This is a genomic window from Streptomyces sp. NPDC038200 (genome assembly GCF_055600785.1).
Window position 1 is genome coordinate 899,612 of the sequence record NZ_JBVJYH010000001.1, and the last position, 26,385, is coordinate 925,996.

General features: G+C 72.8%; 20 protein-coding genes and 1 pseudogene. 8 read left to right on the plus strand and 13 right to left on the minus strand.

Going from position 1 to position 26,385, the window contains the following annotated elements; genetic code table 11:
- Nucleotides 1-41: 41 nt before the first annotated feature.
- Both ACZ7KF_RS03785 and ACZ7KF_RS03790 read right to left on the minus strand, forming a co-directional pair.
- Complete coding sequence (locus tag ACZ7KF_RS03785; protein ID WP_471069113.1) at nt 42-2,642, minus strand: bifunctional FO biosynthesis protein CofGH; 2,601 nt, start codon at nt 2,640-2,642, stop codon at nt 42-44.
- A 77-nt stretch (nt 2,643-2,719) separates the two neighbouring features.
- Nucleotides 2,720-3,580 (minus strand): LLM class F420-dependent oxidoreductase, encoded by an 861-nt coding sequence (locus ACZ7KF_RS03790; RefSeq protein ID WP_471069115.1) that lies wholly within the window; start codon nt 3,578-3,580, stop codon nt 2,720-2,722.
- A 108-nt stretch (nt 3,581-3,688) separates the two neighbouring features.
- Between ACZ7KF_RS03790 and ACZ7KF_RS03795 the strand changes: the two genes are divergently transcribed.
- Complete coding sequence (locus ACZ7KF_RS03795) at nt 3,689-5,107, plus strand: CehA/McbA family metallohydrolase (RefSeq protein ID WP_471069117.1); 1,419 nt, start codon at nt 3,689-3,691, stop codon at nt 5,105-5,107.
- 97 nt (nt 5,108-5,204) lie between these two features.
- Entirely contained in the window at nt 5,205-5,600 is a 396-nt protein-coding gene (locus ACZ7KF_RS03800) for a nitroreductase/quinone reductase family protein (RefSeq protein WP_471069119.1), read from the plus strand.
- Between the two features lie 32 nt (nt 5,601-5,632).
- Here the strand turns inward: ACZ7KF_RS03800 and ACZ7KF_RS03805 are convergent, their stop codons facing one another.
- The 6 genes and pseudogenes from ACZ7KF_RS03805 to ACZ7KF_RS03830 all read right to left on the minus strand — a co-directional run bounded on the left by ACZ7KF_RS03805 (nt 5,633) and on the right by ACZ7KF_RS03830 (nt 13,049).
- A complete protein-coding gene (locus ACZ7KF_RS03805; protein WP_471069121.1) occupies nt 5,633-7,084 on the minus strand; it encodes an aldehyde dehydrogenase family protein in 1,452 nt (483 codons plus the stop codon).
- Nucleotides 7,081-8,823: pseudogene (locus tag ACZ7KF_RS03810) on the minus strand (N-acyl-D-amino-acid deacylase family protein); the annotation flags it as partial. The gene ACZ7KF_RS03805 and the pseudogene ACZ7KF_RS03810, both read right to left, overlap by 4 nt.
- An 81-nt stretch (nt 8,824-8,904) precedes the next feature.
- Nucleotides 8,905-10,023, minus strand: a complete 1,119-nt coding sequence (locus tag ACZ7KF_RS03815; protein ID WP_471069123.1) for an LLM class flavin-dependent oxidoreductase — start codon at nt 10,021-10,023, stop codon at nt 8,905-8,907.
- Nucleotides 10,024-10,122: 99 nt separating this feature from the next.
- A complete protein-coding gene (locus ACZ7KF_RS03820; RefSeq protein ID WP_471069125.1) occupies nt 10,123-10,893 on the minus strand; it encodes an SDR family NAD(P)-dependent oxidoreductase in 771 nt (256 codons plus the stop codon).
- Between the two features lie 9 nt (nt 10,894-10,902).
- Nucleotides 10,903-11,820, minus strand: coding sequence for a TIGR03619 family F420-dependent LLM class oxidoreductase (locus ACZ7KF_RS03825; protein ID WP_471069571.1), 918 nt, complete (start codon nt 11,818-11,820; stop codon nt 10,903-10,905).
- A gap of 5 nt (nt 11,821-11,825) precedes the next feature.
- Nucleotides 11,826-13,049, minus strand: a complete 1,224-nt coding sequence (locus ACZ7KF_RS03830; RefSeq protein WP_471069127.1) for an amidohydrolase family protein — start codon at nt 13,047-13,049, stop codon at nt 11,826-11,828.
- Between the two features lie 189 nt (nt 13,050-13,238).
- Between ACZ7KF_RS03830 and afsR the strand changes: the two genes are divergently transcribed.
- Complete coding sequence (afsR, locus tag ACZ7KF_RS03835; RefSeq protein WP_471069129.1) at nt 13,239-16,202, plus strand: SARP-family global regulator AfsR; 2,964 nt, start codon at nt 13,239-13,241, stop codon at nt 16,200-16,202.
- 202 nt (nt 16,203-16,404) lie between these two features.
- On the plus strand, nt 16,405-16,590 hold the full coding sequence (locus ACZ7KF_RS03840; RefSeq protein WP_471069131.1) for a sigma-like protein: 186 nt from the start codon (nt 16,405-16,407) through the stop codon (nt 16,588-16,590).
- Nucleotides 16,591-16,961: 371 nt separating this feature from the next.
- On the opposite strand, the gene ACZ7KF_RS03845 is transcribed toward ACZ7KF_RS03840, so the two are convergent.
- Nucleotides 16,962-18,557 carry a FadD3 family acyl-CoA ligase gene (locus tag ACZ7KF_RS03845; RefSeq protein ID WP_471069133.1) on the minus strand — a complete coding sequence of 532 codons (1,596 nt, stop codon included), beginning with the start codon at nt 18,555-18,557 and terminating at the stop codon, nt 16,962-16,964.
- Between the two features lie 88 nt (nt 18,558-18,645).
- Here ACZ7KF_RS03845 and ACZ7KF_RS03850 point away from each other — a divergent pair, with 88 nt between their 5' ends.
- Genes ACZ7KF_RS03850 through ACZ7KF_RS03860 form a run of 3 tightly spaced genes read left to right on the plus strand, consistent with a single transcriptional unit; the run spans nt 18,646 to nt 20,982 of the window.
- A complete protein-coding gene (locus ACZ7KF_RS03850) occupies nt 18,646-19,800 on the plus strand; it encodes a lipid-transfer protein (RefSeq protein ID WP_471069135.1) in 1,155 nt (384 codons plus the stop codon).
- 4 nt (nt 19,801-19,804) lie between these two features.
- The gene (locus ACZ7KF_RS03855) at nt 19,805-20,212 is read left to right on the plus strand and encodes a Zn-ribbon domain-containing OB-fold protein (RefSeq protein WP_471069137.1); all 408 of its coding nucleotides are present in this window, start codon (nt 19,805-19,807) and stop codon (nt 20,210-20,212) included.
- A complete protein-coding gene (locus tag ACZ7KF_RS03860) occupies nt 20,209-20,982 on the plus strand; it encodes an enoyl-CoA hydratase/isomerase family protein (RefSeq protein ID WP_471069139.1) in 774 nt (257 codons plus the stop codon). Before ACZ7KF_RS03855 ends, ACZ7KF_RS03860 begins: the two co-directional genes overlap by 4 nt.
- A gap of 77 nt (nt 20,983-21,059) precedes the next feature.
- On the opposite strand, the gene ACZ7KF_RS03865 is transcribed toward ACZ7KF_RS03860, so the two are convergent.
- The 3 genes from ACZ7KF_RS03865 to kbpA all read right to left on the minus strand — a co-directional run bounded on the left by ACZ7KF_RS03865 (nt 21,060) and on the right by kbpA (nt 25,026).
- Nucleotides 21,060-21,629, minus strand: coding sequence for a hypothetical protein (locus tag ACZ7KF_RS03865; RefSeq protein ID WP_471069141.1), 570 nt, complete (start codon nt 21,627-21,629; stop codon nt 21,060-21,062).
- 120 nt (nt 21,630-21,749) lie between these two features.
- Nucleotides 21,750-24,122, minus strand: a complete 2,373-nt coding sequence (afsK, locus tag ACZ7KF_RS03870) for a protein serine/threonine kinase AfsK (protein WP_471069143.1) — start codon at nt 24,120-24,122, stop codon at nt 21,750-21,752.
- A gap of 169 nt (nt 24,123-24,291) precedes the next feature.
- A complete protein-coding gene (kbpA, locus tag ACZ7KF_RS03875; protein ID WP_471069145.1) occupies nt 24,292-25,026 on the minus strand; it encodes an AfsK-binding protein KbpA in 735 nt (244 codons plus the stop codon).
- A gap of 134 nt (nt 25,027-25,160) precedes the next feature.
- On the opposite strand from kbpA, the gene ACZ7KF_RS03880 reads away from it, so the two are divergent.
- Nucleotides 25,161-25,796 (plus strand): TetR family transcriptional regulator, encoded by a 636-nt coding sequence (locus tag ACZ7KF_RS03880; RefSeq protein WP_471069572.1) that lies wholly within the window; start codon nt 25,161-25,163, stop codon nt 25,794-25,796.
- 101 nt (nt 25,797-25,897) lie between these two features.
- On the opposite strand, the gene ACZ7KF_RS03885 is transcribed toward ACZ7KF_RS03880, so the two are convergent.
- Nucleotides 25,898-26,350: an Lrp/AsnC family transcriptional regulator gene (locus ACZ7KF_RS03885; protein WP_471069147.1), complete on the minus strand. Its 453-nt coding sequence runs from the start codon at nt 26,348-26,350 to the stop codon at nt 25,898-25,900.
- Between the last annotated feature and the right edge of the window lie 35 nt (nt 26,351-26,385).

A 26,385-nucleotide genomic window follows, 5' to 3' on the forward strand; every position in this document is an offset into this window, starting at 1 on the left:
CTACGGGGCCCCGTCCAGGATCGGGGGTCGGATCATCGTACTCAGTCCAGGACCGGCAGCAGATCCGGCAGGTGCCCGTCGGACGCCTCGGCCGCCCGCTGCCGCTCCTCGGAGACCTCGCCGTAGAGCGTGGTGCGCGGCTTCGCGGGGCGGCCGGCCGCCTCCGCCACCGCGATCAGGTCGCGGATCGACTTGTACGAGCCGTAGGAGGAGCCCGCCATGCGGGAGATCGTCTCCTCCATCAGCGTCCCGCCGAGGTCGTTCGCGCCGGAACGGAGCATCTCCGCCGCCCCCTCGGTGCCCAGTTTGACCCAGCTTGTCTGAATGTTGGGGATCCAGGGGTGCAGCAGGAGACGGGCCATCGCCGTCACCGCCCGGTTGTCCCGCAGGGTCGGGCCGGGGCGCGCGATGCCGGCCAGGTACACCGGAGCGTTCGTGTGGATGAACGGCAGCGTCACGAACTCGGTGAAGCCGCCGGTCTCCCGCTGGATCCCGGCCAGCGTGCGCAGATGGCCGAGCCAGTGGCGGGGCTGGTCCACGTGGCCGTACATCATCGTGGAGGACGACCGGATGCCCAGCTCGTGCGCGGTCCTGATCACCTCGATCCAGGTGGCCGCGGGCAGCTTGCCCTTGGTCAGCACCCAGCGGACCTCGTCGTCCAGGATCTCCGCCGCCGTGCCGGGGACGGAGTCCAGGCCGGCCTCCTTCGCCGCGGTCAGCCACTCGCGGACGGACAGGCCGGTGCGGGTCGCGCCGTTCACCACCTCCATCGGGGAGAAGGCGTGCACGTGCATGCCCGGGACGCGCTCCTTCACCGCCTTCGCGATGTCGAAGTACGCGGTGCCCGGCAGGTCCGGGTGGATGCCGCCCTGCATGCACACCTCGACCGCGCCCACGTCCCACGCCTGCTGGGCGCGGTCCGCCACCTGCTCCAGCGAGAGCGTGTACGCGTCCGCGTCCGTGCGGCGCTGGGCGAAGGCGCAGAAGCGGCAGCCGGTGTAGCAGACGTTGGTGAAGTTGATGTTGCGGGTGACGATGTAGGTGACCTCGTCGCCGACCGCGGACCTGCGGACGTCGTCGGCCACCCGGCACAGCGCGTCCAGCGCCGGACCGTCGGCGTGCAGGAGGGCCAGCGCCTCGGCGTCGGTCAGCTTCTCCGGGTCGTCGGCCGCCGTGCGCAGGGCCTGCCGTACGTCCGCGTCGATGCGCTCCGGGGCCATGCCGGGGGCCGCCGCCTCGCGCAGGGCCTCCCAGTCGCCGTACACCTCGTCGAAGTCGGCGCGCCGGTCGGCGCCGCGGCCCTCGGTGTCGATGGCGGTGTGCAGGTCCGTGCGGCCGGTGGCGGTGAAGACCTCCTCCGGCTCCTGCCAGGGCCGGCCCTGGACCGTCGCGTCCGGCAGGGCCAGGCCCGTCCCGGGGTCGGCGAGGGCGGCCACGTGCGGGCGCAGCCGCGGGTCCAGCCAGGGCTCGCCGCGGCGCACGAACTCCGGGTAGACGCAGAGCCGTTCGCGCAGCTCGAAGCCGGCGGCCCGGGAGCGCTCGGTGAGTTCCTCGATCTGCGGCCAGGGGCGTTCGGGGTTGACGTGGTCGATGGTCAGGGGCGACACGCCGCCCCAGTCGTCGATGCCGGCGCCGATCAGCCGCTCGTACTCGGCGTCGACGAGGTTCGGGGGTGCCTGGAGGCAGGCGCTCGGGCCCATGATGTGCCGGGCGACGGCCACCGTGGCGACCAGCTCGTCCAGTTCGGCGTCCGGCATGCCGCGCATCGCCGTGTCCGGCTTGGCGCGGAAGTTCTGGATGATCAGTTCCTGGATGCCGTGGTAGGCACGGGCGACCCGGCGGAGCGCGAACAGCGAATCCGCGCGCTCCTCGTACGTCTCGCCGATGCCGATGAGCAGGCCGGAGGTGAACGGCACGGAGGACCGGCCGGCGTCCTCCAGGACACGCAGCCGGACGGCGGGTTCCTTGTCCGGGGAGCCGTGGTGCGGGCCGCCGGGCTCGGACCACAGCCGGGTCGCGGTCGTCTCCAGCATCATGCCCATGGACGGCGCCACCGGCTTCAGCCGCTGGAAGTCCGTCCACGTCATGACGCCCGGGTTCAGATGGGGCAGCAGGCCCGTCTCCTCCAGGATGCGGATGGAGACGGCGCGGACATAGGCGATGGTGTCGTCGTAGCCGTGCGCGTCGAGCCACTCGCGCGCCTCCGGCCAGCGGTCCTCCGGCTTGTCGCCGAGGGTGATCAGGGCTTCCTTGCAGCCGAGGGCGGCGCCCTTGCGGGCGATGTCCAGCACCTCGTCGGGCGACATGAACATCCCGTGCCCGGCGCGGCGGAGCTTGCCCGGCACGGTGACGAACGTGCAGTAGTGGCATTTGTCCCGGCAGAGCCGGGTGAGGGGGATGAAGACGCTCTTCGAGTACGTGATGACGCCGGGCCTGCCCGCCGCCTCCAGGCCCGCGTCCCGCACCCGGGCGGCGGAGGCGGCGAGATCGGTCAGGTGCTCGCCGCGTGCCTGCAGGAGCACCGCCGCCTCGGCGGCGTCGAGGGCGACGCCGTCCCGGGCGCGTTTGAGGGCGCGACGCAGGGAGTTCTCGGTCGGGCCGGTTCCGGTGGGGCCGGTTCCGGAGGTCGCGGAAGTCGTCATCTGTCGAGCATACGGTTGGGCTCCGCCGGTTCAGCGAGGTCAGGGGGGTGGACGGGACGCGCCTGCGCGCCTCTTCGTCAGGCGCCGTCCGCCCGGAGGAGGCTCCCGTACCCGTCCAGCGCCCGCAGCACCTCGGTCTCGCCGGCGGGCGGCAGTTGCACCACGACCTCCTCGATGCCGAGGTCGGCGTAGTGGGCGAGCTTCCCGGGGGTGGGCTGGACGGCGTACGGGACGATGTGGAGGGCGGCCGGGTCGCGGCCCGCGTCCGCCCACACCGAGCGCAGCACCGGCAGCGACTCGGTGAGCCCGCGCCCGCCGATCGGCAGCCAGCCGTCGGCGTATTCGGCGATGTGCGCGAACAGCTTGGGGCCGGCGGCTCCGCCGACGAGCGTGCGGGGGCCCACGACCGGGCCGCGCGGCTCCTGCACGGGCTTGGGGTGGGCGAGGCTGGCCCGTACGCTGCCGAACTCGCCGTCGTACGCGGTCGGCTTCTCGGACCACAGCGCCTGCATCAGCCGCATCCGGTCCCGGACCAGGTCGCGGCGGGTGCGCCAGGAGACGCCGTGGTCGGCGGCCTCCTCCACGTTCCAGCCGTAGCCGAGGCCGAGGGTGAAGCGACCGCCGGACAGGTGGTCCAGCGTGGCGGCCTGCTTGGCGAGGTCGATCGGGTCGTGCTGGGCGACCAGGGTGATGCCGGTGCCGAGACCGAGCCGCTCGGTGACGGCGGCGGCCTGGCCGAGGGCGACGAAGGGGTCGAGGGTCCGGCCGTACTCGCGCGGCAGGTCGCCGCCGGCGGGGTACGGGCTCGTTCGCTCCACCGGGATGTGGGTGTGTTCGGGGAGGTAGAGACCGGCGAAGCCACGCTGTTCGAGTTCGCGGGCGAGGCGGACGGGGGTGACGGTCTCGTCCGTGAGGAAGATCGTGACGGCGATACGCATGGGCTATCTGTACCGGGTACCGGCTCCGCTGTCCATACCGACCGGTCGGTGTCGGCGGTCCGCGCCGGGGCACTGTCCCGCGCCCCTCGGTGCGCCTACCTTGGACGAGTGACGACCTTGCGCGGCACTCTCGCTCCGGGTTCCCCGGACTACGTCTACCTTCCCTTCGAAGTCCCCCGGGGAACAACCGAGTTGAAGGTCTCGTACACCTACGGCAAACCCTCCGTCCCGCCCGGCACCCCCGGCAACGCCCTCGACATCGGGCTCTTCGACGCACGCGGGACCGAGCTGGGCGGCCGGGGTTTCCGGGGCTGGTCGGGGGGCGCTCGTACGGAGTTCTTCGTGCGGGCGGACGAGGCGACCCCGGGCTATCTGCCCGGCCCCCTGCACCCCGGCACCTGGTACATCGTCCTCGGCCCCTACACCGTCGCGCCCCAGGGACTGCCGTACGAGGTGACGGTCACGTCGGCGCGAGGGGAGCCCCGCGAGACCCCGCCGCCCCGGTATCCGCCGCCGCGGGCCCGGGGGCGCGGCCGGGACTGGTACCGGGGCGACTGCCATCTGCACTCCTGGCACTCCGACGGCCGCCGCACCCCCGCCGAGATCGCGGACCTGGCCCGCGCGGCCGGCCTGGACTTCCTCAACAGCTCCGACCACAACACGAACGCCGCGCACCCCCACTGGGCCGACGCGGCCGGCGACGACCTGCTGGTCCTGCTGGGCGAGGAGGTCACCACCAGGAACGGGCACGTCCTGGCGCTCGGCACCGACCCCGGCACCTTCGTCGACTGGCGCTACCGGGCCCGGGACGGCCGCTGGGCGCACTTCGCGCGGGCGATCCGCCGGGCCGGCGGCCTGGTCGTGCCGGCCCATCCGCACGCCGACTGCGTGGGCTGCGGCTGGCGGTTCGGGTTCGCCGAGGCGGACGCCGTGGAGGTGTGGAACGGGCCCTGGACACCCGACGACGAGATGACCCTGGCCGCCTGGGACGCGCGGCTGGTGGCGTCGGCGCGCGGCGGACGGGCCTGGCTGCCGGCGATGGGCGACAGCGACGCCCACCGCGACCCGGACGTGGTCGGCATGCCCCAGACGGTCGTCCTCGCCGACGAGCTGACCCGGGAGGCGATCCTGGAGGGACTGCGGGCGGGCCGGTCGTACGTGGCCGAGTCACGGCATGTCGCGCTCGCCTTCACCGCGACCGCCGAGGGAGGCGAACGGGCCGGGATCGGCGAACGGCTGGCGGTGGCGGCGGACACCCCGGTGACCGTCCGGCTGGAGGTGTCCGGCGCGCCCCGCTGCTCGGTCCGGCTCGTCACCGACCAGGGCGTGCTGTTCACCGGCGGACCGCTGCCGGTGTCCGGCACGGGCGCGGTGGAGTGGCGGACGACACCGGCCCGCGCGGCCTACGTACGGGCCGAGTTGCGGCACGAGACGGCGCTGGGCCCGCTGCCGGGGGCGATGGCCGCGTTCACCAACCCGGTCTTCCTCGGACGGGCCGGCGACGCGCGGACCGGCGCTGCGCGATGATCGGGGCGACCACGTCCAGCCGGCGCCCCGCACGGGGCGTCACACCGTCCCCGCCGGGCGCCCGCCCGGATCCGGGAGGAGCAGGAGAGCCGGAGCCATGTCAGTCCGCGCAGACCGCAAACACCGCCTCGTGACCCGCTTCCAGCGGTACGTCGCCAACCCCCTCAACCGGCGCCTGCCGTTCCAGACCCTGCTGGAGACCACCGGCCGCACCTCGGGCCTGCCCCGGCGCACCCCGGTGGGCGGGCGCCGGGTCGCGGACTCCTTCTGGCTGGTCTCCGAGTTCGGCCTGAAGTCGCAGTACGTGCGCAACATCCAGGCCGACCCCGTGGTCCGGGTCCGGATCGCCGGCCGCTGGCACCACGGCACCGCCCATCTCCTGCCCGACGACGACGCGGTGGCCCGGCTGCGCACCCTGCCCCGCTTCAACAGCGCGGCGGTACGGGCGTTCGGCACGGACCTGCTGACGGTGCGGGTGGACCTGGTGGACTGAGCGCCGCGTCGGCCGTGCGCCCGGGTGACGGTTCAGCCCGGCCACACGAGGGACTGCACCTCGCTGTACGCGTGCAGGGCGTACACGCCCACGTCGCGGCCGACCCCGCTCTTCCTGAAGCCGCCGAACGGGGCCTCCATGTTGCGGCCGACCGTGTTGATGCCCACGCCCCCGGCCCGCAGCCGCCGCGCCACCCGGAACGCCCGGGCCACGTCACCGGACCAGACGTAGTCGACGAGCCCGTAGTCGGAGTCGTCGGCGAGAGCCACCCCCTCGTCCTCGTCGTCGAACGGGATCACCACGACCACCGGCCCGAAGATCTCCTCGCGTGCCACCCGCATGTCGTTCGTGCAGTCGGCGAGCAGGGTGGGCGCGACGTAGAACCCCTTCTCCCGGGCGGGCCGTTCGCCGCCGGCCACGACGACCGCGCCCTCCTTGCGTCCGAGGTCGACGTACGACTCCACGCGCGCCCGGTGCTCGGCGGAGATCAGCGGCCCGACCACCGTGTCCGGCTCCCGGGGGTCGCCCACCTTCAACCGGCCCGCGTAGCCGGCGAGCCGCTCGACCAGCCGCTCGTACACCCCTCGCTGGGCCAGCACCCGGGTCGGTGCCGTGCAGATCTGCCCGCTGTAGAAGGAGAAGGTGGTGCCGATGCCGGCGACGGCGGAGGCCAGGTCGGCGTCGTCGAAGACGAGCGCGGCGCCCTTCCCGCCCAGCTCCATCAGCTGCCGTTTCATGTCCCGCCCGCACACCTCGGCGATGCGCCGCCCGACGGCCGTGGAGCCGGTGAAGCTCACCATGTCGACGTCGTCGGACGCCACCACGGCCTCGCCCACGGCGACGTCCCGCCCGGAGACGACGTTCACCACGCCGGGCGGCACCCCGGCCGCCGCCAGCGCCTCGGCCATCCGGTACACGGACAGCGGGTCCTGCGGGGCGGGCTTCACCACCACCGTGTTGCCCATCGCCAGCGCGGGGGCGATCTTCCCCGCGGGGTTCGCCCAGGGGTTGTTGTACGAGGTGACGCAGGTGACGACCCCCACGGGCTGGCGCACCGCGAGCGCCCCCAGCACACCGGCCTGCCCCAACGGCCCGGCCTCGTTGACCTGCGGGACGAGGGCCCACTCGGCCGGCTCCACGCGCGCGTACCGCCGGAAGCGGGCGGCGGCCACCCCGACCTGCATCGCGCGGGCGGTCCCGGTGGTCGCCCCCGTCTCGGCCCGGGCCAGATCGGCGTACGGCACCAGCCGGTCCCGGACGATCTCCGCCGCCCGCCCCAGGATCGCCGCCCGCTCCTCCGGCCGGGTCCGCGACCACGCCCCGAACGCCTCCCGGGCCGCGGCACAGGCGGCCCGCGCCTGCTCCGGCGTGGCCTCCGGCGCCCGGCCCACCGTCTCCTCGGTGGCCGGGTCGGTCACCGGGTAGTACCCGCCCTCCGGCGTCACCCACTCCCCGCCGACGAACAGCGGCTGCTCCCCGCTCACCGGGTGCTCACCGTCCGTGTGTCCCGCCCGGACCGCAGCACCCGGCCCGGTACGGCCCCGGTCACCACGTCGTCCCGGATCGCCGCCACCCCGTTGACCCACACGGCCCGCACCCCGAGCGCCCGGGAGTCCAGCCGGGGGCTGCCGCCCGGCAGGTCGTGCACCAGCCGGGCCCGGCCGGCGTCGATCCGCTCCGGGTCGAACAGCACCAGGTCGGCGTGCCAGCCCTCCCGCACCCGCCCCCGCCCGCGCAGCCCGAAGAGCCGCGCCGGGTCGTCGGTCAGCATCTTCACCGCCTGCTCCAGACCGACCAGCTTCCGGCCGCGCAGACAGTCCCCGAGGAACCGGGTGGTGTACGGCGCCCCGCACATCCGGTCCAGGTGGGCGCCCGCGTCCGAGCCGCCGAGCAGGACGTCCTCGTGCTGCCAGGTCTCGGCGCGCAGCGCCCAGGAGTCCGGGTCGTTGTCGCTCGGCATGGGCCACAGGACCGTACGCAGCCCGTCCTCGGCGCAGATCTCCACCAGGCAGGCGAACGGGTCCTGTCCGCGCTCCGCGGCGATGTCCCGCACCACCCGGCCGGTCAGCCCCCGGTTGGCCTCGCTGTAAGTGTCGCCGATGACGTACCGCCCGAAGTCCGCGAGCCGCCGGAACACCCCGGCCTCCTTCGACCGGGCCCGCCGCAGCAGCTCCGCCCGGACGTCCGGGTCGCGGAGCCGGGCGATGCGCTCGGGCACCGGCAGCCCCAGGACCGGCCCCCACCCGGGTATGAGGTTGAGGGCGCAGAACGTGCCCAGGGACATGTTCATCGGGGTGAGGATCGGCATGGTCAGGGCCACCACCCGGCCGCCCGCCTTCCGGGCCCGCTCGCTCGCGCCGAGCTGGCGGGGCACACGCTCCGGGACGGCCGCGTCGACGGTGAGCACGTTCCAGTTCAGGGGCCGCCCGGCGACGGCGCTCAGCTCGACCAGCAGCTCGATCTCGGCATCGCTGAACTGGTCGAGGCAGCCGGCGACGATCGCCTCGATCTGCGTGCCCTCGTGCTCCCCGACGGCCCGTGCCAGCGCCACCAGTTCCTCCGGCCGCGCGTGCCGGGAGGCGACCGGCTGCCCGTCCCCGTCCGAGTGCGTAGCGGACTGGGTGGTGGACAGCCCCCAGGCACCGGCCTCCATGGCCTCGTGCAGCAGCCGGAGCATGGCCCCGAGCTGGGCGTCCGTGGGCTGCCCGCCGACGGCCTCCGGACCCATCACGTACCGCCGCAGCGCACAGTGCCCCACCATGAACCCGGCGTTCACCGCGATCCGCCCCTCCAGGGCGTCCAGGTACTCCCCGAAGGAATGCCAGCTCCACGGCGCCCCTCGCTCCAGCGCCACCAGGGACATGCCCTCCACCTTGGACATCATCCGCCGGGTGTAGTCGGCGTCCTCGGGACGGGCGGGGTGCAGGGGCGCGAGGGTGAACCCGCAGTTGCCGCCGACGACGGTGGTCACGCCGTGGTTGAGCGACGGCGTGGCGTACGGGTCCCAGAAGAGCTGGGCGTCGTAGTGGGTGTGGGGGTCGACGAAGCCGGGGGCGAGGACGAGACCGGTGGCGTCCTCGGTGGTGCGGGCCGCCTCGCCGATCTCGCCGATGGCGGCGATACGGCCGTCGCGGATGCCGACGTCGGCGGTACGGGCGGGGGCGCCGGTGCCGTCGACGACCGTCGCGCCCTTGATGACGTGATCCAACATGAGGTCCCTTTCAACTCCGGCGCGAGATCCGTCCCGACGGGGCGCGGGGAACCGTGCGACGAGCCACCACGCGCCCGCACCCCGCGACGACGCTCACACGGCGGCCCGGAACCGGGACGTCCGGTGCACCGGATCCGTGTCGATCTTCGGGATCACGTGCTCCCCGATGAGCCGGATCGTCTGCAGGGTCTCCTCCTTCGGCACCCCCACCGGCAGCCCGAAGCTGAGCTGGTCCGCGCCGGCCTGCTCCCACCGCTTGCACTGGCGCAGCACCTCGTCCGGGTCCCCGCAGATCAGCAGCTCCTCCTCGATGAGCAGCTCCACGAACTCCGGCGTGTACGGGGGCAGCGTCTCGGGCCACACCGGGAAGCCCTCGGGCCGCGGGAAGGTGTCGTGGTACCGGAAGACCAGCGAGGGCAGGTAGTGCAGCCCGCCGGCGACGGCGATCTCGATCGCCTCCGCGTGCGTCGGCGCGCAGATCGCGGTCGTCGTCACCATGACGTTGTCGTTGACGAAGTCCCCGACCGGTTCGGCGTTCACGACCGCCGTCTTGTACTGCTCCAGCACCCATTCCATGTCGGAGACCTTCTGGATGCTGAAGCCGAGCACCCCGAGCCCCTTCCGCGCCGCCATGGCGTACGACGGCGGGGACCCGGCCGCGTACCACATCGCCGGATGCGACGTCCCGTACGGCTTCGGCAGGACCTTCCGCGGCGGGAGCCGCCAGTGCTTGCCCTGGAAGCCCTCGTACTCGTCCTGGAGCCACATCTTCGGGAACTCGGCGATGGTCTCCTCCCAGATCTCCTTCGTGTGGTTCATGTCGGTGATGCCGGGCAGGAAGCCGAGGATCTCGTGCGACCCGGCCCCGCGCCCGCTGCCGAACTCGAACCGCCCCTCGCTGAGGTGGTCCAGCATGGCGACCTTCTCGGCGACCTTGACGGGGTGGTTGACCTGGGCGAGGGGGTTGAAGATCCCGGAGCCGAGGTGGATGCGCTCGGTCGCGTGCGCCAGGTAGCCCAGGAAGACGTCGTTGGCCGACAGGTGCGAGTACTCCTCCAGGAAGTGGTGCTCGGACGCCCAGGCGTACTTGAAGCCGGACTTGTCCGCCTGGATGACGTACTCGGTCTCCTCCATCAGCGCCTTGTGCTCGGCCAGCGGGTCGGTCTCGGCGCGCTTGCCCACGTACCCCTGTACAAAGAGCCCGAATTCCACGGCGGTTCACCGTCCTCAGTGTTTTTCTGACGTACCGTCAGATCGCCTGTCGGCCGACTGTCGCACCGGCCGCCGTGACCGTCAATACCTGACGGCTCGTCAGACAATGCCGACGCCCGCCAGCCATCCCCCGTCGATCACGAACGGCTGCCCGGTGATGTACGAGGAGTCGTCCGAGGTCAGGAAGAGGGCGAGCCGGGCGACCTCCTCCGGCTGCCCGATGCGGCCGAGCGGCACGAGCTTGCGGTACAGCTCGCCCAGCGCCCGGCTCGTCTCCTCCGGGTCGGCGTCCGGGTCCAGCCGGGCCGGGTTCGACATCGCGGTGTCGACGGCTCCCGGACAGATGGCGTTGACCCGGATCCCGCGGCCCGCCAGCTCCAGCGCGGCCACCCGGGTCAGCCCGAGCACGGCGTGCTTGGTGGCGGCGTACGTCCCCACGGCCGCCATGCCGGTCAGGGCCGTGTAGGAGGCGGTGTTCACGATCGTGCCGCCGTCGGCCAGCTCCGGCGCCACCGCCTTCATCCCCAGGAAGCACCCCACCTGGTTGACCCGCACGACCTCCATGAACTCGTCCAGCGGGGTGTCCACGAGGGCGTTGAAGCGCAGGATGCCCGCGTTGTTGACCAGCCCGTCGATCCGCCCGTACGCCCGCTTGGCGGCCTCCACGGCCTCCCGCCACCCGTCCTCGGTGCCCACGTCCAGATGGACGTAGAGCGCCCCGATCTCCTTCGCCAGCGCCTCCCCCCGGTCGTCCAGCACATCGGCGACCACGACCCGCGCGCCCTCCGCCCGGAACAGCCGCGCCTCCTGCTCGCCCTGCCCGCGCGCCGCCCCGGTGACGACGACGACCCGCCCGTCCAGCTTGCCCATACCGTCTCCTCAGTCCAGCCGGGGCGCGACCTCCGCCCCGAACACGCCGATCTGCTCGATCAGTTCGGCCCGGCTCCGGCTGCGGAACCGCACCTGGATCTGGTCCACGCCCATCGCCCGGTACGCGCGCAGCGACTCGGCCACCTCCTCCGGCGCCCCGCCGAGGGTGCGCCGCCCCACGTCCCAGCCGGGCCGGCCGACGTACAGCGGCTCGGCGATCGCGCCGACGGTGAACGCCCCGTCGAGGCCGGCCTCCTCGCGCAGGCGCCGGATCCGGGCGATCCGCTCCGGCAGCCGGTCCCGCGGGTCGCCCTGCGGCAGCCAGCCGTCGCCCTGCAGCGCGGCCCGGCGGACGGCGGCGGGCGAGGAGCCGCCGACCCACAGAGGGACGTGCGGCTGCGCGGGGCGGGGCCGCTGCCCGAGTCCGGCGAAGTCGTAGCGCTTGCCGTGGTGCTCGGGGTACTCCTCGGGTCCCAGGGCGGCCCGCAGCGCGTCCATCACCTCGTCGAGGACGGCCCCGCGCCGCTCGAAGTCCACGCCGAGCGCCTCGAACTCCTCCCGCACGTGCCCGGCCCCGACCCCGAGGACCAGCCGGCCGCCGGAGAGATGGTCGAGCGTGGCGTACTGCTTGGCGGTGAGGAGCGGATGCCGCAGCCCCACGACGGCCACATGGGCGAGCAGCCGCACCCGCTCGGTGACGGCGGCGAGATGGGCGAGAGTGGCCACGGGGTCGTACCAGACCGTGCTCATGGCCGGGGCCAGCCGGCGCGGGATCGCGACGTGGTCGCAGCAGGCGACGTACGCGAACCCCGCCGCGTCGGCCGCCCGCGCGACCGCCGTCAGGTCCTCGGGCCCGGCCCCGGCCTCCCAGGGTTCGGTGTAGAGGGTGCTCTGCGACTGCACCGGCAGCTGGATGCCGTACGCCAGGGCACTCACCGCCACAGCCCTTCCGGTGTGAGCCCCAGCAGCTCGATGGCGTTGCCCCGCACGATCCGCTCCACCACGTCGCCCGGCAGATGCCCCATCTGCGCCTCGCCGACCTCGCGGGACTTGGGCCAGGTGGAGTCCGAGTGCGGGTAGTCCGTCTCGTACAGGACGTTGCCGACGCCGATGGCGTCGAGGTTCCTCAGCCCGAAGGCGTCGTCGAAGAAGCAGCCGTAGACGTGCTCGGCGAACAGCTCGGACGGCGGCCGGCGCACCTTGTCGGCGACCCCGCCCCACCCCCGGTTCTCCTCCCACACCACGTCCGCACGCTCGAGGATGTACGGGATCCACCCGATCTGCCCCTCCGCGTACATGACCTTCAGGTTCGGGAAACGCTCGAACTTCCCGCTCATCAGCCAGTCGACCATCGAGAAACAGCAGTTGGCGAAGGTGATGGTGGAACCGACGGCGGGCGGGGCGTCGGCGGAGGTGGAGGGCATCCGGCTGCTGGAGCCGATGTGCATGGCGACGACCGTGCCGGTCTCGTCGCAGGCCGCGAGGAACGGGTCCCAGTCGTCGGTGTGCACGGACGGCAGCCCGAGGTGCGGGGGTATCTCGGAGAAGGCGACGGCCCGGACCCCGCGCTCGGCGTTGCGCCGCACCTCGGCCGCCGCCAGCCCGGCGTCCCACAGAGGTATGAGCGTGAGCGGTATCAGCCGCCCCCGCGCCCGCGGCCCGCACCACTCCTCCACCATCCAGTCGTTGTAGGCGCGGACGCAGAGCAGGGCCAGCTCCCTGTCGGCGGCCTCCGTGAACGTCTGTCCGCAGAAACGGGGGAAGGTCGGGAAGCACAGGGCCGACTGGACGTGGTTGACGTCCATGTCGGCGAGCCGGGCGGTCACGTCGTACGACCCGGGCCGCATCTGCTCGTACGTGATCACTTCGAGCCTGACCTCGTCCCGGGCGCAGCCGACGGCGGTGTCGAGGCGGGTGAGCGGCCGGTGCAGGTCCTCGTACACCCACCAGTCGCCGAGGGGGCCCTCGGTCACGCCCGGCTCGCCCATCACGGGCTTGAAGCGGCCGCCCAGGAAGGTCATCTCCTTCAGCGGGGCGCGCACGATCCTGGGGCCGGCGTCCCGGAACCTGCTCGGCAGCCGGTCCTGCCACACGCCGGCGGGCTCGACGGTGTGGTCGTCGACGGAGATGATCAGCGGGAACTCTGTGGTCTCCATGCCGTTCACGGTAGCGCCGATCTGACGGTCCGTCAGCTCCGTGGCGCGGGCGACCGGGATGCGAAGACCGTGTGAGGGCCTTGTGGACCGCGACCCCCGCCCTGTGACAGGCGTCTCCCACGGCTGACGCAACCGCCCCGAACAAGGCAAACTGACGGGGTTGTTCGTGATGCCGAGGGGGACGAACGCATGGACGGTGGGCCGCGAGTACCCGAGCAGCGGCGCGCCGGCTCCGTGGCCATCACGGAGACCGGCTCGCTGCGCTTCGGCGTGCTCGGTCCGGTACGGGCCTGGCGCGGCGAGGAGACCCTCAGCACGGGCTCCCCCCAGCAGCGCGCCCTGCTGGCCGCCCTGCTGCTGCGGGAAGGCCGTACCGCCACGGCGGCGGAACTGATCGACGCGCTGTGGGGGTCCGAGCCACCGTCCCAGGCGCTGGCGGCGGTCCGCACGTACGCGTCCCGGCTGCGCAAGATCCTGGATCCCGGGATCCTGGTCAGCGAGTCCGGCGGCTACGCGGTGCGCTCACCGGGCGAGGGCGCGCTGGACCTCGCGGTCGCGCAGGACCTCGCGGCGGAGGCGGAGAAGGCCCGGGGGGCCGGTGACCTGAGCCGGGCACGGGCACTGCTGAACCAGGCCCTCGACCTGTGGGACGGCGAACCCCTGGCCGGCGTCCCCGGCCCCTACGCCGAGGCCCAGCGGGCCCGCCTCGACGAATGGCGCCTCGTCCTCCTCGAATCCCGTCTGGACCTCGACCTGGAACAGGGCTGCCACTCCGAGGCCGTCTCGGAACTGACGGCCCTGACGGCGGCCCACCCCCTGCGCGAGCGCCTGCGCGAACTCCTCATGCTGGCCCTGTACCGCAGCGGACGCCAGGCGGAGGCACTGGCCGTCTACGCCGACACCCGGCGCCTGCTCGCGGAAGAGCTGGGCGTCGACCCCCGCCCCGGCCTGAGCGACCTCCAGCAGCGCATCCTCCAGGCGGACCCGGCCCTCGCGGAACCCTCCGCCCCCGCGACGGAGTCGCCCTCGACCCCCGTCCGCCCGGCCCAGCTGCCCGCCTCCGTCCCCGACTTCACCGGCCGCACCACCTTCGTCTCCGAACTGAGCGACGTCCTGTCCTCCGCCTCCGAGACCGAGGGCCGGGTGATGGCGGTCTCGGCCCTGGCCGGGATCGGCGGCGTGGGCAAGACGACCCTGGCGGTCCACGTCGCCCACCGGGCCCGCACCGCCTTCCCCGACGGCCAGCTGTACGTCGACCTCCAGGGCGCCGGCCCCCGCCCCGCCGAACCGGAGACGGTCCTGGGCTCCTTCCTGCGCGCCCTGGGCACGGCGGACTCGGCGATCCCGGACTCCCTGGAGGAACGGGCGGCGCTCTACCGCTCCGTCCTGGACGACCGCCGCGTCCTGGTCCTCCTCGACAACGCCAAGGACGCGGCCCAGGTACGCCCGCTCCTGCCCGGCACGGAAGGCTGCGCCGCCCTGGTCACCTCCCGGGTCCGCATGCTCGACCTGGCCGGCGCCCACCTCGTCGACCTGGACGTCATGTCCCCCGAGGAAGCCCTCGCCCTGTTCACGAGGATCGTGGGCGAGGAGCGGGTGGCATCGGAACGCAAGGCGGCGCTGGACGTGGTGGCGGCCTGCGGCTTCCTGCCGCTGGCGATCCGCATCGCGGCGTCCCGGCTCGCCGCCCGGCGCACCTGGACGGTGTCGGTGCTGGCGGCGAAGCTCGCCGACGAACGCCGCCGCCTGGACGAACTGCAGGCCGGCGACCTGGCGGTGAAGGCCACGTTCGAACTGGGCTACGGCCAGCTCGAACCGCCCCAGGCCCGGGCGTTCCGCCTGCTGGGCCTGGCCGACGGCCCCGACATCTCCCTGGCCGCCGCGGCCGCGGTCCTCGACCTCCCACCGGACGCCACCGAGGACCTCCTGGAGTCCCTGGTGGACACGTCCCTGCTGGAGTCGGCGGCACCCGGCCGGTACCGGTTCCACGACCTCGTCCGGCTGTACGCGCGGGCATGCGCGGAGAGGGACGAGGAGCCGGTCCGGGAGCGGGAGGCCGCGATGTCGCGGTTGCTGGACTTCTATCTGGCCACGGCGGCACGGGTGTACGCGATAGAGCGGCCGGGCGACCGGACGGTTGACCATTTGACGCCGACGTCCTACAAGGGCCTTCTCTTCACCGCACGGTCCGAGGCGCTTGACTGGCTTTTCGCAGAGGCGCAGTGCCTGTTGGCCTGTGCCAGCCAGCAGAGCTTCGGAAGCGGGCTCAGCAGGGCCGTCGACCTGTTGTGGGCTGCCAAGGACCTGGCGGAATCGGGAGCGAACGCCAAGCAGTACGAGACAGCAGCGACGACTCTGAGGGACGCCGCGCAGAAGGACGCCGACGTCCGTGCCGAGAGCCGAGCCAGAACGGCCCTTTCCAATGTCCACCTGGCAGCCGGACGGTACTCCGAGGCTGACGAGGAAGCTCGGCGCGCCGTCGCCCTCGCCTCCGCTGCAGGTGATGCCGCCCCCATCAGCTGGGCTTCCACCGACCGAGGAATCATCGCTCTCAGCCAGGGCCGCTACGAAGAGGCCGAGGAGTTTTTCACCACCGCCAAGAACGGTTACCGAGCCGACGGCAACCGGCCCGGCGAGGCCAACTCGCTCTGCAATTTGTCCCGGCTCTACGAGCGTATGAACCGCGCCTCCGAAGCTGTGAATCTGGCCCAGCACGGCGTCGATATCTTCCAGCAGCTCGGTATGACCCTGCGCCTTGCCAACGGCCGTTATGCGCTGGGTGTCGCGCTGATCCGGGCCGGCCGGCATGCCGAGGGACTGGAACAACTGTCGGAAGCGCTGGTCATGTTCGGCACCAACAGGCAGCGGCTGTGGGAAGGAACGACGCACTTCCGTATCGCACAGTTGCATCTGACGGCCGACCGCCCGGCTCAGGCGGCGCAGCATGCCGAACAGGCCCTGGCCATCGGCTTCATCGGCGGGGATCTTATTCGTGGCGGCGTCTTGAGCACGCTCGGCAAGAGCCTCCACGCTCTGGGCCAGTCGGACAGGGCACGGACCTGCTGGCAGGAGGCTTTCCTCCTGCTGGAACAATCGGGAGCGCCCGAAGCCGCCGAGGTACGAGCACTGCTGGCACCGTTGGAGGCGCCCTGAGTCAGCCGTCGTCGACGTTCATCGAACGTTTATGACCACCTGGCACTGTCGAAGCAACGGCCCGTCGCGTCGGGGGACGTCCGGGTCGTACCGAGCCCACGGGGGGGCTCCGGCCATGTGCCTCTGGCCGGCGATACTCGGGGGAATCGCCGGTCAGAGGCGCCTGACTCACTTGATCACCACTCCCAGGGGGAGCCTGAACATGAGCAACACCGAGAAGCAGACGACGGACGTCACCACGATGGAGAACCACGCTCCCGTTCCGCCGGCTCTCCAGGAGAACCCGGCGCCGAGCGCCCAGAAGCCCGAACCGTCGACCGACGAGCAGATCACCACCCTGGAGAATCACGCGCCCGTCCCGCCGGCCCTGGACCTGGGCAACAAGTAGCCACCACCCCGGCGGGGGATCGGCCGCGGCGGCGCGGAGGGGGAGCCGTCGCGGCCGAGGTGTGTTCGGGGCAAGATCCAGCCGTTCGACGGCGGGAACCGTTCGAATCTATCGAACAACTTCCGCCTCAGAATCAACGTCAAGCCCGCCGCTGTCGATTCGACAACGGGAGGACGCTGTGACGCTCACCAAGAAGATCGTCGCCACCGCCGCCCTGATCCTCGGAGCCACCGCCGCTGCTGCGAGCCCGGCTCTCGCGGACAACCACATGCCGTGACACGGCAGTGTGTCTCCAGCCCATCTCCGGGCCGTCCACCTCCGCGTACCGCAGCTCGTGGCGGCCCCACGGTCACCTCACGGCGCCGGTCGCATCAACCCTGCTTCCTCAGCTCCTCCTTCAACACCTTCCCGCTTGCGTTGCGCGGGAGTGAGTGGACGAACTCCACCGATCTCGGGACCTTGTAGTTCGCCATCTCGCGGCGGGACCAGGTGATCAGGTCGTCGGCCGTGAGCGTCGAGCCCGGGTGGCGGACGACGAATGCCTTGCCGACCTCGCCCAGGCGGGGGTCCGGTATACCGATCACCGCCACGTCGGCCACGTCCGGGTGGGTGCCGAGGAGTTGCTCCATCTCCGCCGGGTACGCGTTGAAGCCGCCGACGATGAACATGTCCTTGATGCGGTCCGTGATGCGCAGGTTGCCGGAGGTGTCCAGGACGCCGACGTCGCCGGTGCGCAGCCAGCCGTCCGGGGAGACCGCCTCGGCGGTGGCCGGTGCGTCCTCGTAGTAGCCGCGCATGACGGTGAAGCCGCGGACCAGGACCTCGCCGGCGGTGCCGGGTGGCACCGGCGCGCCCGTGGCGTCGGCCACCCTCACCTCGGTACCCGGTATCGCCCGGCCGGACGTGGCGGCGATCACCGACGGGTCGTCGCCGCGGCGGCACATCGTGACGATGCCGCTCGCCTCCGAGAGGCCGTACGCCGTGAGGACCGTGTCGATGCCGAGTTCGCCGCGCAGGCGTTCCACCAGGCGGAGGGGGACCACGGCCGCGCCCGTCACCACCAGCCGCAGGGCCGACAGGTCGTGGGCGTCGCGGGCGGGGTGGTCCAGGAGTTGCTGGTGGAGGGTGGGCGGGCCCGGCAGGACGGATACGCGTTCGCGCGCGATGTTCGCCAGTGCCGTTTCCACGTCGAACACCGGCTGCGGGATCATCGTCGCCCCGCGCATGAGGCAGGCGATCACCCCGGCCTTGTAGCCGAAGGTGTGGAAGAAGGGGTTGATGACGAGGTAGCGGTCCCGGGGGCGCAGGCCCGCCAGGTCCGCCCAGATGTCGTAGGCGCGGAGGGTCTGGCCGTGGGTGATCATCACGCCCTTGGGGCGGCCCGTCGTGCCCGAGGTGTAGGTGATGTCCGAGAGGGACGTGGCGGACAGCCGGCGCGTGCGGTGCAGGACCGATGTGCGCGGCACGTCGTCCCCTGCCGCCAGGAACTCCTTCCAGGTGCGGAAGTCCGGTGGTGCGTCCCGCGACAGGACCACCACCTCCGCCAGTTCCGGCAGGCCGGGCAGCGGGCGTCCCCGGGCGGGGCCCGTCCCGGCCGCCCTGCGCAGGGACGCCACGTACGAGGCGCCCAGGAAGGTCCCGGTCACGAAGAGCAGCCGGGCCCCGCTGCGGCGCAGCACGTCCGCCGCCTCCGCGCCCTTGAAGCGGGTGTTCAGCGGGACCAGGACCGCGCCCGCCGTCACCGCGCCGAGGGCCGCGACGATCCAGTCGAGGGAGTTGGGGGCCCAGACGGCGACCCGGTCGCCGGGCCGTGTCCCGTGGGCGAGGCAGGCCGCGGCGGCGCGTTCGACGCGGGCGCCCAGTTCGGCGTAGGTGATCCGGGTGCGGCCGTCGACCACGGCCTCGGTGTCCGCGTACCGCTCGGCCGCGGACCGCACCAGTTCCGGGATGGTTTCCCACGACGTCACGGCGGCCTCCCCGCACGGCGGAACCACTTGCTGACTGCCCGTCAGATTAGCTGTAACCTGACGGCCTGTCAGGAGAGGGGGCCGCCATATGGCAGGACCAGGGCTCAAGGACGCCACCGCCGTCGTCGGGATCGGGCAGACCGCCTTCGCCAGGCAGCTGGCCGAGGACGAGAAGACGCTCGCCTGCCGGGCCGTGCTGGCCGCGCTCGACGACGCGGGCATCGCGCCCGGCGAGGTCGACGCCGTCGCCTCCTACACCATGGAGGAGACCGACGAGGTGGAGCTGGCGAAGGCCGTCGGATTCGGGGATCTCACGTTCTTCAGCAAGGTGGGGTACGGGGGCGGCGGCTCCTGTGCCACCGTCGCGCATCTCGCCGCCGCCATCGCCGCCGGGCAGGCCACCGTGGGGGTCGCCTGGCGGTCGCGGAAGCGGGGCAGCGGCCCCCGGCCGTGGACCAACACCGCCGTGCAGCTGCCCACGCCCGCCCAGTGGACGCGGCCCTTCGGGCTGCTGCGGCCGGCCGACGAGATAGCCATGCTGGCCCGGCGGTACATGCACGAGTACGGCGTCACCCGCGATCACCTGTTCAACGTCGCGCTGGCCTGCCGGAACCGCGCCAACCAGAACCCCGCCGCCGTGATGTACGAGCGGCCGCTGACCCGCGAGATGTACATGACCTCCCGCTGGATCAGCGAGCCGCTGTGCCTCTACGACAACTGTCTGGAGACGGACGGGGCGCTGGCCTGCGTGGTGGTCTCCAGGGAGCGGGCGCGGGACTGCCCGCAGAAGCCCGTGTACGTCCACGCCGCCGCGCAGGGGCTGCCCGCCCAGCACCACGGCATGGTCAACTACTGGAACGACGACCCCCTCACCGGCCCCGCCTGGACGGCCGCCCGGCACCTGTGGAAACACGCCGACTGCACGCCGGAGGACGTCGACGTGGCGCAGATCTACGACGCCTTCACCGCCCTGGTCCCGCTGTCCCTGGAGGGGTACGGCTTCTGCGCGAGAGGGGAGGGCGGGGCCTTCACCGAGCAGGGCGCCCTGGAGATCGGCGGACGGCTGCCGGTCAACACCGGCGGGGGCGGGCTCAGCGAGGCCTACGTGCACGGATTCAACCTGGTCAACGAGGGCGTCAAGCAGTTGCGCGGGACCAGTACCGCCCAGGTTCCCGGCGCCGCCACCTGTCTGGTCACGGCCGGCGAGGGTGTGCCCACCTCGGCCCTTCTGCTCAGGAGTTGAGATCATGCTGACACCCGTCACCGACACCGACGGCGGCCCCTTCTGGGAGTACGCGGCCCGCGGCGAGCTGCGGGTCCAGGCGTGCGGCGCGTGCGGGGAACTGCGCTTCCCGCCCCGGCCCTGCTGCCCGCACTGCCGGTCCTTCGTGAGCGAGTGGCGGCCGGTGTCGGGGCGCGGGCGGGTCTGGTCGTACGTCGTGCCGCATCCGCCGCTGCTGCCCGGCTACGCGGAGCAGGCCCCGTACAACGTGGTCGTCGTGGAGCTGGCGGAGGCTCCGCGGATCCGGCTGGTGGGGAACGTGGTCGATCACGCCGGGGCTCCGCTGGGCTCCGTCGATCCGGCGCGGCTGCGGATCGGTGCGCGGGTGCAGGCGGTGTTCTCCGGCGGGCTGCCGCAGTGGGTGCTCGCGTGAACACCGTCCGCCTCGCCGTCGACACGGACACCGGTGTCGCCGTCGTCACCCTGGACCGGCCCGAGCGGCTGAACGCCGTCGATCTGGAGATGGTGCGGGAACTCGGCGAGGTGTGGCGTGGGGTGCGGTTCGACGACGCGGTGCGGGCCGTCGTGCTCACCGGGGCCGGGGAGCGGGCGTTCTGCACGGGCATCGACCGGGACGCCGTGGTGCCGCAGCCCTCGTCGCCGTACATGCAGGACGATCCGCTGCTGGGCATCGGGCCGAAGGCGAACGGCCTGTGGAAACCGGTCGTGGCCGCCGTGCGCGGGATGGCCTGCGGCGGGGCCTTCTACCTGCTGGGCGAGAGCGAGTTCGTCGTCGCCGACCCGACGGCCGTCTTCTTCGATCCGCACACGACGTACGGCATGGTGAGCGCTTACGAGTCCGTGCTGATGGCGCAGCGGATGCCGTACGGGGAGGTGGCGCGGATGATGCTGATGGGGACGGCGGAGCGGATCTCCGCGCGGCGGGCGCACGAGGTGGGGCTGGTCTCCGAGATCACGGAGGAGGGCGGCGCGTTGGCGGGGGCGGTGCGTTGTGCGACCGTCATCGCCGCGTGTCCGCCGGAGGCTGTGCAGGGGACCGTGCGGGCGCTGTGGGCGGCCGGGGAGGCGGCGCGTGCGCAGGCGTTCGCGCAGGCGCCGCACCTCGTCGCGCTGGGCAATCTGCCGGCCGGGCGGCAGGCGGAGCTGTTCGCCGGGCGGCGGCGGGAGTTCCGGGTGCGGTAGCGGTGCCGGGCGGCGGCGGGAGTTCCGGGTGCGGTGGCGGTTCCGGGCGGCGGGGCGGTTCCGGGGGGCGGCGCGGCTCAGTTCGCGAGAGGGGCCTTCTCGTCCACCTGGCAGTGGTCGAGCAGGTCGAGGTGGGCCTTCCGCGTGAACGGCACACGGACCGTCTTCGTGCCCCGCGCGGGTACGGAGACCTCCTCGCGGCCCGAGTCGATGGCGGGCGGGCTGTCCGGCAGGAAGAGCACCTCGACGGTGAAGGTGGCCTTGCGGTCGTTGGGGTTGGTGACCTCGACCGTGGCGTAGGGCGTCGCGGCGGTCGCGCAGGCGATCAGCTTCGCGGTCCCGTCCCTGAGCGGGGTGCGGCTGCCGCTGCCCGACGGGGTGGGGGTGGGGCGGTGGGTGCGCCGGTAGGTGCTGCCGCCGTGGTCGTCGTACGCGTCGTACGAGGAGCCGCCCGAGGAGCCGTGACCGCCGCCCGAGGTGGACGTCGAACTGTCGTGGTCCTGGTGCGAGCTGCTGCAGCCGCCGCCGCTGCCCGAGCCTCCCCGGTGGCCGTGGTGCCGGCCGGTCGAGAAGCCGGTCAGGCCGAGCGTCACCAGGGTCAGTACGGCCGTGAACTTGAGCGTGCGCGTCCGTCTATGCATGGGCATGCCATGACCCTACCGACGGACGGCACCCCATGGCGCCCGGGGTGCAGCCGAGGTAGCGTCAGCCCTGGACGGCCGCCGTCCGCAGCCCTTCCGTGTAACCGGTACGACGGCCGTCACGCACTACGCGGTCCGCGCGGTCCCCGTGCCCTTCTCCGCGTCCAGCGCGTACACGCACCGGTCCTTGCTGCACGCGTACACCACACCGTCCTTGACCACCGGGGAGCCGGTGATCTCGCCGCCCGTGGCGAGCTTCCAGCGCAGCCGGCCGTCGTCGGCCTTCAGGGTGTAGAGGAGATGGTCGGTGGAGCCGAAGTGGATACGGCCCTCCGCCACGGCCGGTGCGCCCACGACGTCGCCGCCCGCCTGGAAGCGCCACTTGGGGGTGCCGGTGACCGCGTCCAGGGTGTAGAGGCCCTTGCCGCTGCCGACGTGGACGTGCCCGGCGGCGACCAGCACGGGATCGATCGAGGAGCGGGCCTCGGTGGCGATCCGCCAGCGGTCGCGGCCGTCGGCGGCGTCGAGGGCGTAGACGGTGCCGAGGTAGTCGGCGAGGTAGATGCCGCCGCCGGTGACGGCCGGGCCCGGGGCGTAGGCGGGCGGGCTCAGGAAGACGGCCGGGGCCTCGAAGTGCCAGCGCACCCTGCCGCTCCCGGCCTCGACGGCGAGGACGCGGGTGCCGGCGGAGATGTAGACACAGCCGTCGGCGGCCGGGACCAGGCGGACCGGGACGCCGCCGCAGGAGGCCGCGTCGCCGATGGGGTACGACCAGCGCTCCTCGCCGGTGCGGGCCTCCAGGGCGCGCAGCCGGGCGTCCTGCCAGACGTAGACGGTGCCGTCGTGCACGACCGGGCCCGCCTCCGGGGACTCGAAGTCGGTCTGGCAGCCGGTGATCTCCCACAGCTTCTGCCCGCCCGCGGCCTCCCATGCCTGGACGCCGCCGCCGCGGGTGCCGGTGACGACCGTGCCGCGGTCGGCCTTGAGGGAGTACACCCAGGCGTCCGTGGACAGCCGCCACAGGTCGGTGCCCTCGCGGGCGTCCAGGGCGAACAGGGTGGGGCCGTCGGAGGCGTGGATACGGCCGTCCGCCACCGCCATGGACCAGGCGACGTCCCGGGTCTTGAAACGGCGGCGGCCGGTGCCCACGTCCAGGGCGTGCACCTCGAAGGAGGTGACGTAGACCAGGTCGCCGTCCACGGACGGGGTGCCCCACACGTCGTTGGACATGCGGAACCGCCAGGGGCGCCAGCCCGCCGCCTCGGGGGGTGCGGGCGGCACGGGCGGTACGGCGGGGTCGGCGCCGGCCACGCCGGGGCGGGGCCGGGACCAGCTGGCCACCAGGCCGGCCTCGGGCGGGGGCGCCTTGACGGCGGCGGCGCGGGCGTCGGCGACCCGGGGGCCGGGGCCGATCGCGACCTGGGCGCCGGCCAGCCGGACCGGGCCGGTGTCGGGGGCGCCGACGGGCACGGACGCGGAGGCCGGGACGGGGAAGGGCGCCGAGCCGGGGACCGGCGGGTCGTACGGCGGCGGCGGGGGTACCGCCTGCCGGCCGCCGCTGCGCGGGCCGCCGGTGGTGGCCGGGGCGGGCTTGGCGGCGGGGCGTCCGCCGCGGCGGGACTCGATGAGGCCGACGGCCTTCTCCGGCAGCCAGGCGGAGGCGGTGCCGCTGTCGTCGGAGCCGGAGCCGAACAGGTGCGGGGCGAGCTGGGCCTGGAGGTCGGCGGGGTTGGGCCGGCCGGTGGCCTCCATCTGCATGCAGGACTCGATCAGCGGGCGCAGCTCGTCCGGCAGGCCGGTGAGGTCCGGGCCCTCGCGCAGCAGCATGAAGACGGTCTCGACGGGGTTGGCGCCGTGGAAGGGCGGGTGGCCGGTGGCGGCGAAGACCAGCATCGAGCCGAGCGAGAAGACGTCGCTGGCGCCGGTGACGCTGCGGGAGTCCTTGGCCTGCTCGGGGGACATGTAGGCGGGGGTGCCGACGGCGACGTTCGTCATCGTCAAACGGGTGTTCGAGACGCCGGAGGCGATACCGAAGTCGATCACCCGGGGGCCGTCCTCGACCACGAGCACGTTGGACGGCTTGAGGTCACGGTGGACCAGGCCCGCGCCGTGGATGGACTGCAGGGCCTCCGCCACGCCCGCCGCGAGCCAGCGCACGGCCTGCGCCGGGAGCGGCCCGCACTCGTTCACTATCTCTTCCAGCGAGGGCGCGGGGACGTAGGCGGTGGCCAGCCACGGCACGGCGGCGCGCGGGTCGGCGTCGACCACGGCCGCGGTGTAGAAGCCGGAGACCGCGCGGGCCGCCTCCACCTCGCGGGTGAAGCGGACGCGGAAGAGCTGGTCCTCGGCCAGTTCGGTGCGCACCGTCTTGATCGCCACGCGCCGGCCGGACGCCGAGCGCGCGAGATAGACCAGCCCCATGCCGCCGGCCCCCAGCCGGCCCAGCACCTCGAACGGCCCGATCCGCCGCGGATCGTGCTGCGTCAGCTGATCCACCACTTGCCTGCCACCTCCCCGTACGAGCCGCGCCATCCACATATGTACGCGACCGAAGTGCAGCGTCTCACCACCGCACCGCCATGGCGGCACGCACCCCGATTCTTCCTGGCCGGGCGGCTGGTTGCGAACCCGGTGACAAATCGGGGTGTCTCATGCCAAAGCGGTCGTATCAGCGTCGCAGCAGCGCGAACGACGCCCCTTGATTGTCGGTGACGACGGCCACTCGTCCGTACGACGTCTCAAAAGGCGGCGCCTGCACCCGCCCGCCGAGCCGCTGCACGGTCCCGACGGCGTCGTCCACGTCGGTGACCCGGAAGTGGGTGAGGAAGTGCGGGGGCATCTCGGCCGGGAACACCTCGGTGACGTCCGCGCGGCCGAAGTCGGGCACGGCGCGCGAGCCGAACAGGGCGTCGTGGAAGAGGCCGCCGTAGAAGACGTTGGCCGCGGCGGTGTCCCGGGTGTAGAGCTGGGCCCAGGCGAAGGTGTTCGGCTGGTGCCGGCGTCCGAAGCCGCGGTGGGTGCCGGGCTGCCACAGACCGAAGACCGCGCCCTCGGGGTCGGTGGCCAGGGCGGCGGTGCCGAGGTCGCCGACCGGGAACGGGGCCATGACCACCCGCCCGCCGGCCGCCGTGATCCGCCGGCCGAGGGCCTCGGCGTCCGAGGTCGCGAAGGAGACCGTCCAGACGGTGGGCATACGGCCGTCCGTCTTGGGGGCCAGTGAGGCGACCAGGTCGCCGTCCAGCCGGGCCCACACCGAGGAGCCGTACGCCTCCTCGAAGGTCCACCCGAAAAGCTCACCGTAGAACCGCTTGCCCGCCTCGACGTCGGGCAGCTGGGCGTCCACCCAGCAGGGGACGCCCTCCCCGTATGTCTCTTCGTTCGCGGATGCCCTGTTTTCGGCCATGCCGTCAAAGTAACCGGGGCGCGCGCACCCCGCAGACCAGGCACACCACCCCCGATACCCCCGTGCACCCCATTTGCAGTCGGCCGAATCGCGCTCCCATCACCCCTCGGTAAGCTGACGGCATGACAGGACAAGTGCGTACCGTCGACGGCCGCGTGGCCGGCCGGCGTGGGCAGGCGACCCGGCAGAAGCTGCTCGACTGCCTCAGCGAGATGCTCAGCTCCTCTCCCTACCGGGACGTCAAGGTCATCGATGTCGCCCGGAAGGCGGGAACGTCGCCCGCGACCTTCTATCAGTACTTCCCGGACGTCGAAGGCGCCGTCCTGGAGATCGCCGAGCAGATGGCGGCCGAGGGCGCGGGACTGACCGAACTCCTCGAAGGACGCACCTGGGCCGGCAAGTCGGGCTGGCAGACGGCGCAGGAACTCGTGGACGGATTCCTGGAGTTCTGGCGCAGGAACGATGCGATCCTGCGCGTGGTCGACCTGGGCGCGGCCGAGGGGGACAAACGGTTCTACAAGATCCGTATGAAGATCCTGAACTCGGTCAACAACTCCCTCGCGGACTCCATCACGGAGTTGCAGTCCAAGGGCCGGGTCGACAAGGACGTGAACCCGGCGGCGGTGGCCGGTGCGCTGGTCGCGATGCTCGCGGCGGTGGCGTCCCACCAGAAGGGCTTCTCCTCCTGGGGTGTGAAGCAGGCCGAACTCAAGCCGAACCTGGCGCTGTTGGTGCACCTGGGCGTGACCGGCAGGAAGCCGTCGAAGTAGGCGCGCCCGCCCCCCTTTTTTCCGGCCCCTCTCCCGGTCCCTCTCACGCCAAGTCCTGTCTGTCGGGCGGTGGCTCACAACGGTGAGCCACCGCCTGCCGTCTATGCGGGCAGGGGCCGGTCCCGCACCACGTGTTTCATCACCAGCGTCGACGTCAGCCGCTGCACTCCCGGCAGCGTCGCCAGCCGCTCGTCGTAGAGCCGCTGGAAGGCGGCCAGGTCCGCGGTGGCGACCCGGAGCAGATAGTCCGGCTCGCCGAACAGCCGCTGCGCGTCCAGCACATGATCCAGCTCGCCGACCGCCCGCTCGAACTCGGCGACCGTGTCCCGGTCCTCCTGGCGCATGGAGACGAACACCAGCGCCTCGAAGTTCAGGCCGAGCGAGGCCGGATCCACCACCGCGCGGTAGCCCTGGATGGCGCCGGACCGCTCCAGCTCGCGCAGCCGCCGGTGGCAGGGCGAGACGCTGAGCCGCACCCGGGCGGCCAGCTCGGTCACGGTCAGCCGCCCGTCCTGTTGCAGCTCGGCAAGGATTTTCCGGTCCACGTCGTCCATGAAGAAGATATTTGCTCAGAACATAGGATCATGGG

Coding starts and splice junctions, on each gene's coding strand:
- ACZ7KF_RS03800 (WP_471069119.1), top strand. CDS start 5,205: ATGTCAGTCCGCGCAGACCGCAAACACCGCCTCGTGACCCGCTTCCAG.
- ACZ7KF_RS03865 (WP_471069141.1), bottom strand. CDS start 21,629: ATGCCCATGCATAGACGGACGCGCACGCTCAAGTTCACGGCCGTACTG.
- ACZ7KF_RS03785 (WP_471069113.1), bottom strand. CDS start 2,642: ATGACGACTTCCGCGACCTCCGGAACCGGCCCCACCGGAACCGGCCCG.
- ACZ7KF_RS03830 (WP_471069127.1), bottom strand. CDS start 13,049: ATGGAGACCACAGAGTTCCCGCTGATCATCTCCGTCGACGACCACACC.
- ACZ7KF_RS03855 (WP_471069137.1), top strand. CDS start 19,805: ATGCTGACACCCGTCACCGACACCGACGGCGGCCCCTTCTGGGAGTAC.
- ACZ7KF_RS03840 (WP_471069131.1), top strand. CDS start 16,405: ATGAGCAACACCGAGAAGCAGACGACGGACGTCACCACGATGGAGAAC.
- afsR (WP_471069129.1), top strand. CDS start 13,239: ATGGACGGTGGGCCGCGAGTACCCGAGCAGCGGCGCGCCGGCTCCGTG.
- kbpA (WP_471069145.1), bottom strand. CDS start 25,026: ATGGCCGAAAACAGGGCATCCGCGAACGAAGAGACATACGGGGAGGGC.
- ACZ7KF_RS03820 (WP_471069125.1), bottom strand. CDS start 10,893: ATGGGCAAGCTGGACGGGCGGGTCGTCGTCGTCACCGGGGCGGCGCGC.
- ACZ7KF_RS03850 (WP_471069135.1), top strand. CDS start 18,646: ATGGCAGGACCAGGGCTCAAGGACGCCACCGCCGTCGTCGGGATCGGG.
- ACZ7KF_RS03885 (WP_471069147.1), bottom strand. CDS start 26,350: ATGGACGACGTGGACCGGAAAATCCTTGCCGAGCTGCAACAGGACGGG.
- ACZ7KF_RS03790 (WP_471069115.1), bottom strand. CDS start 3,580: ATGCGTATCGCCGTCACGATCTTCCTCACGGACGAGACCGTCACCCCC.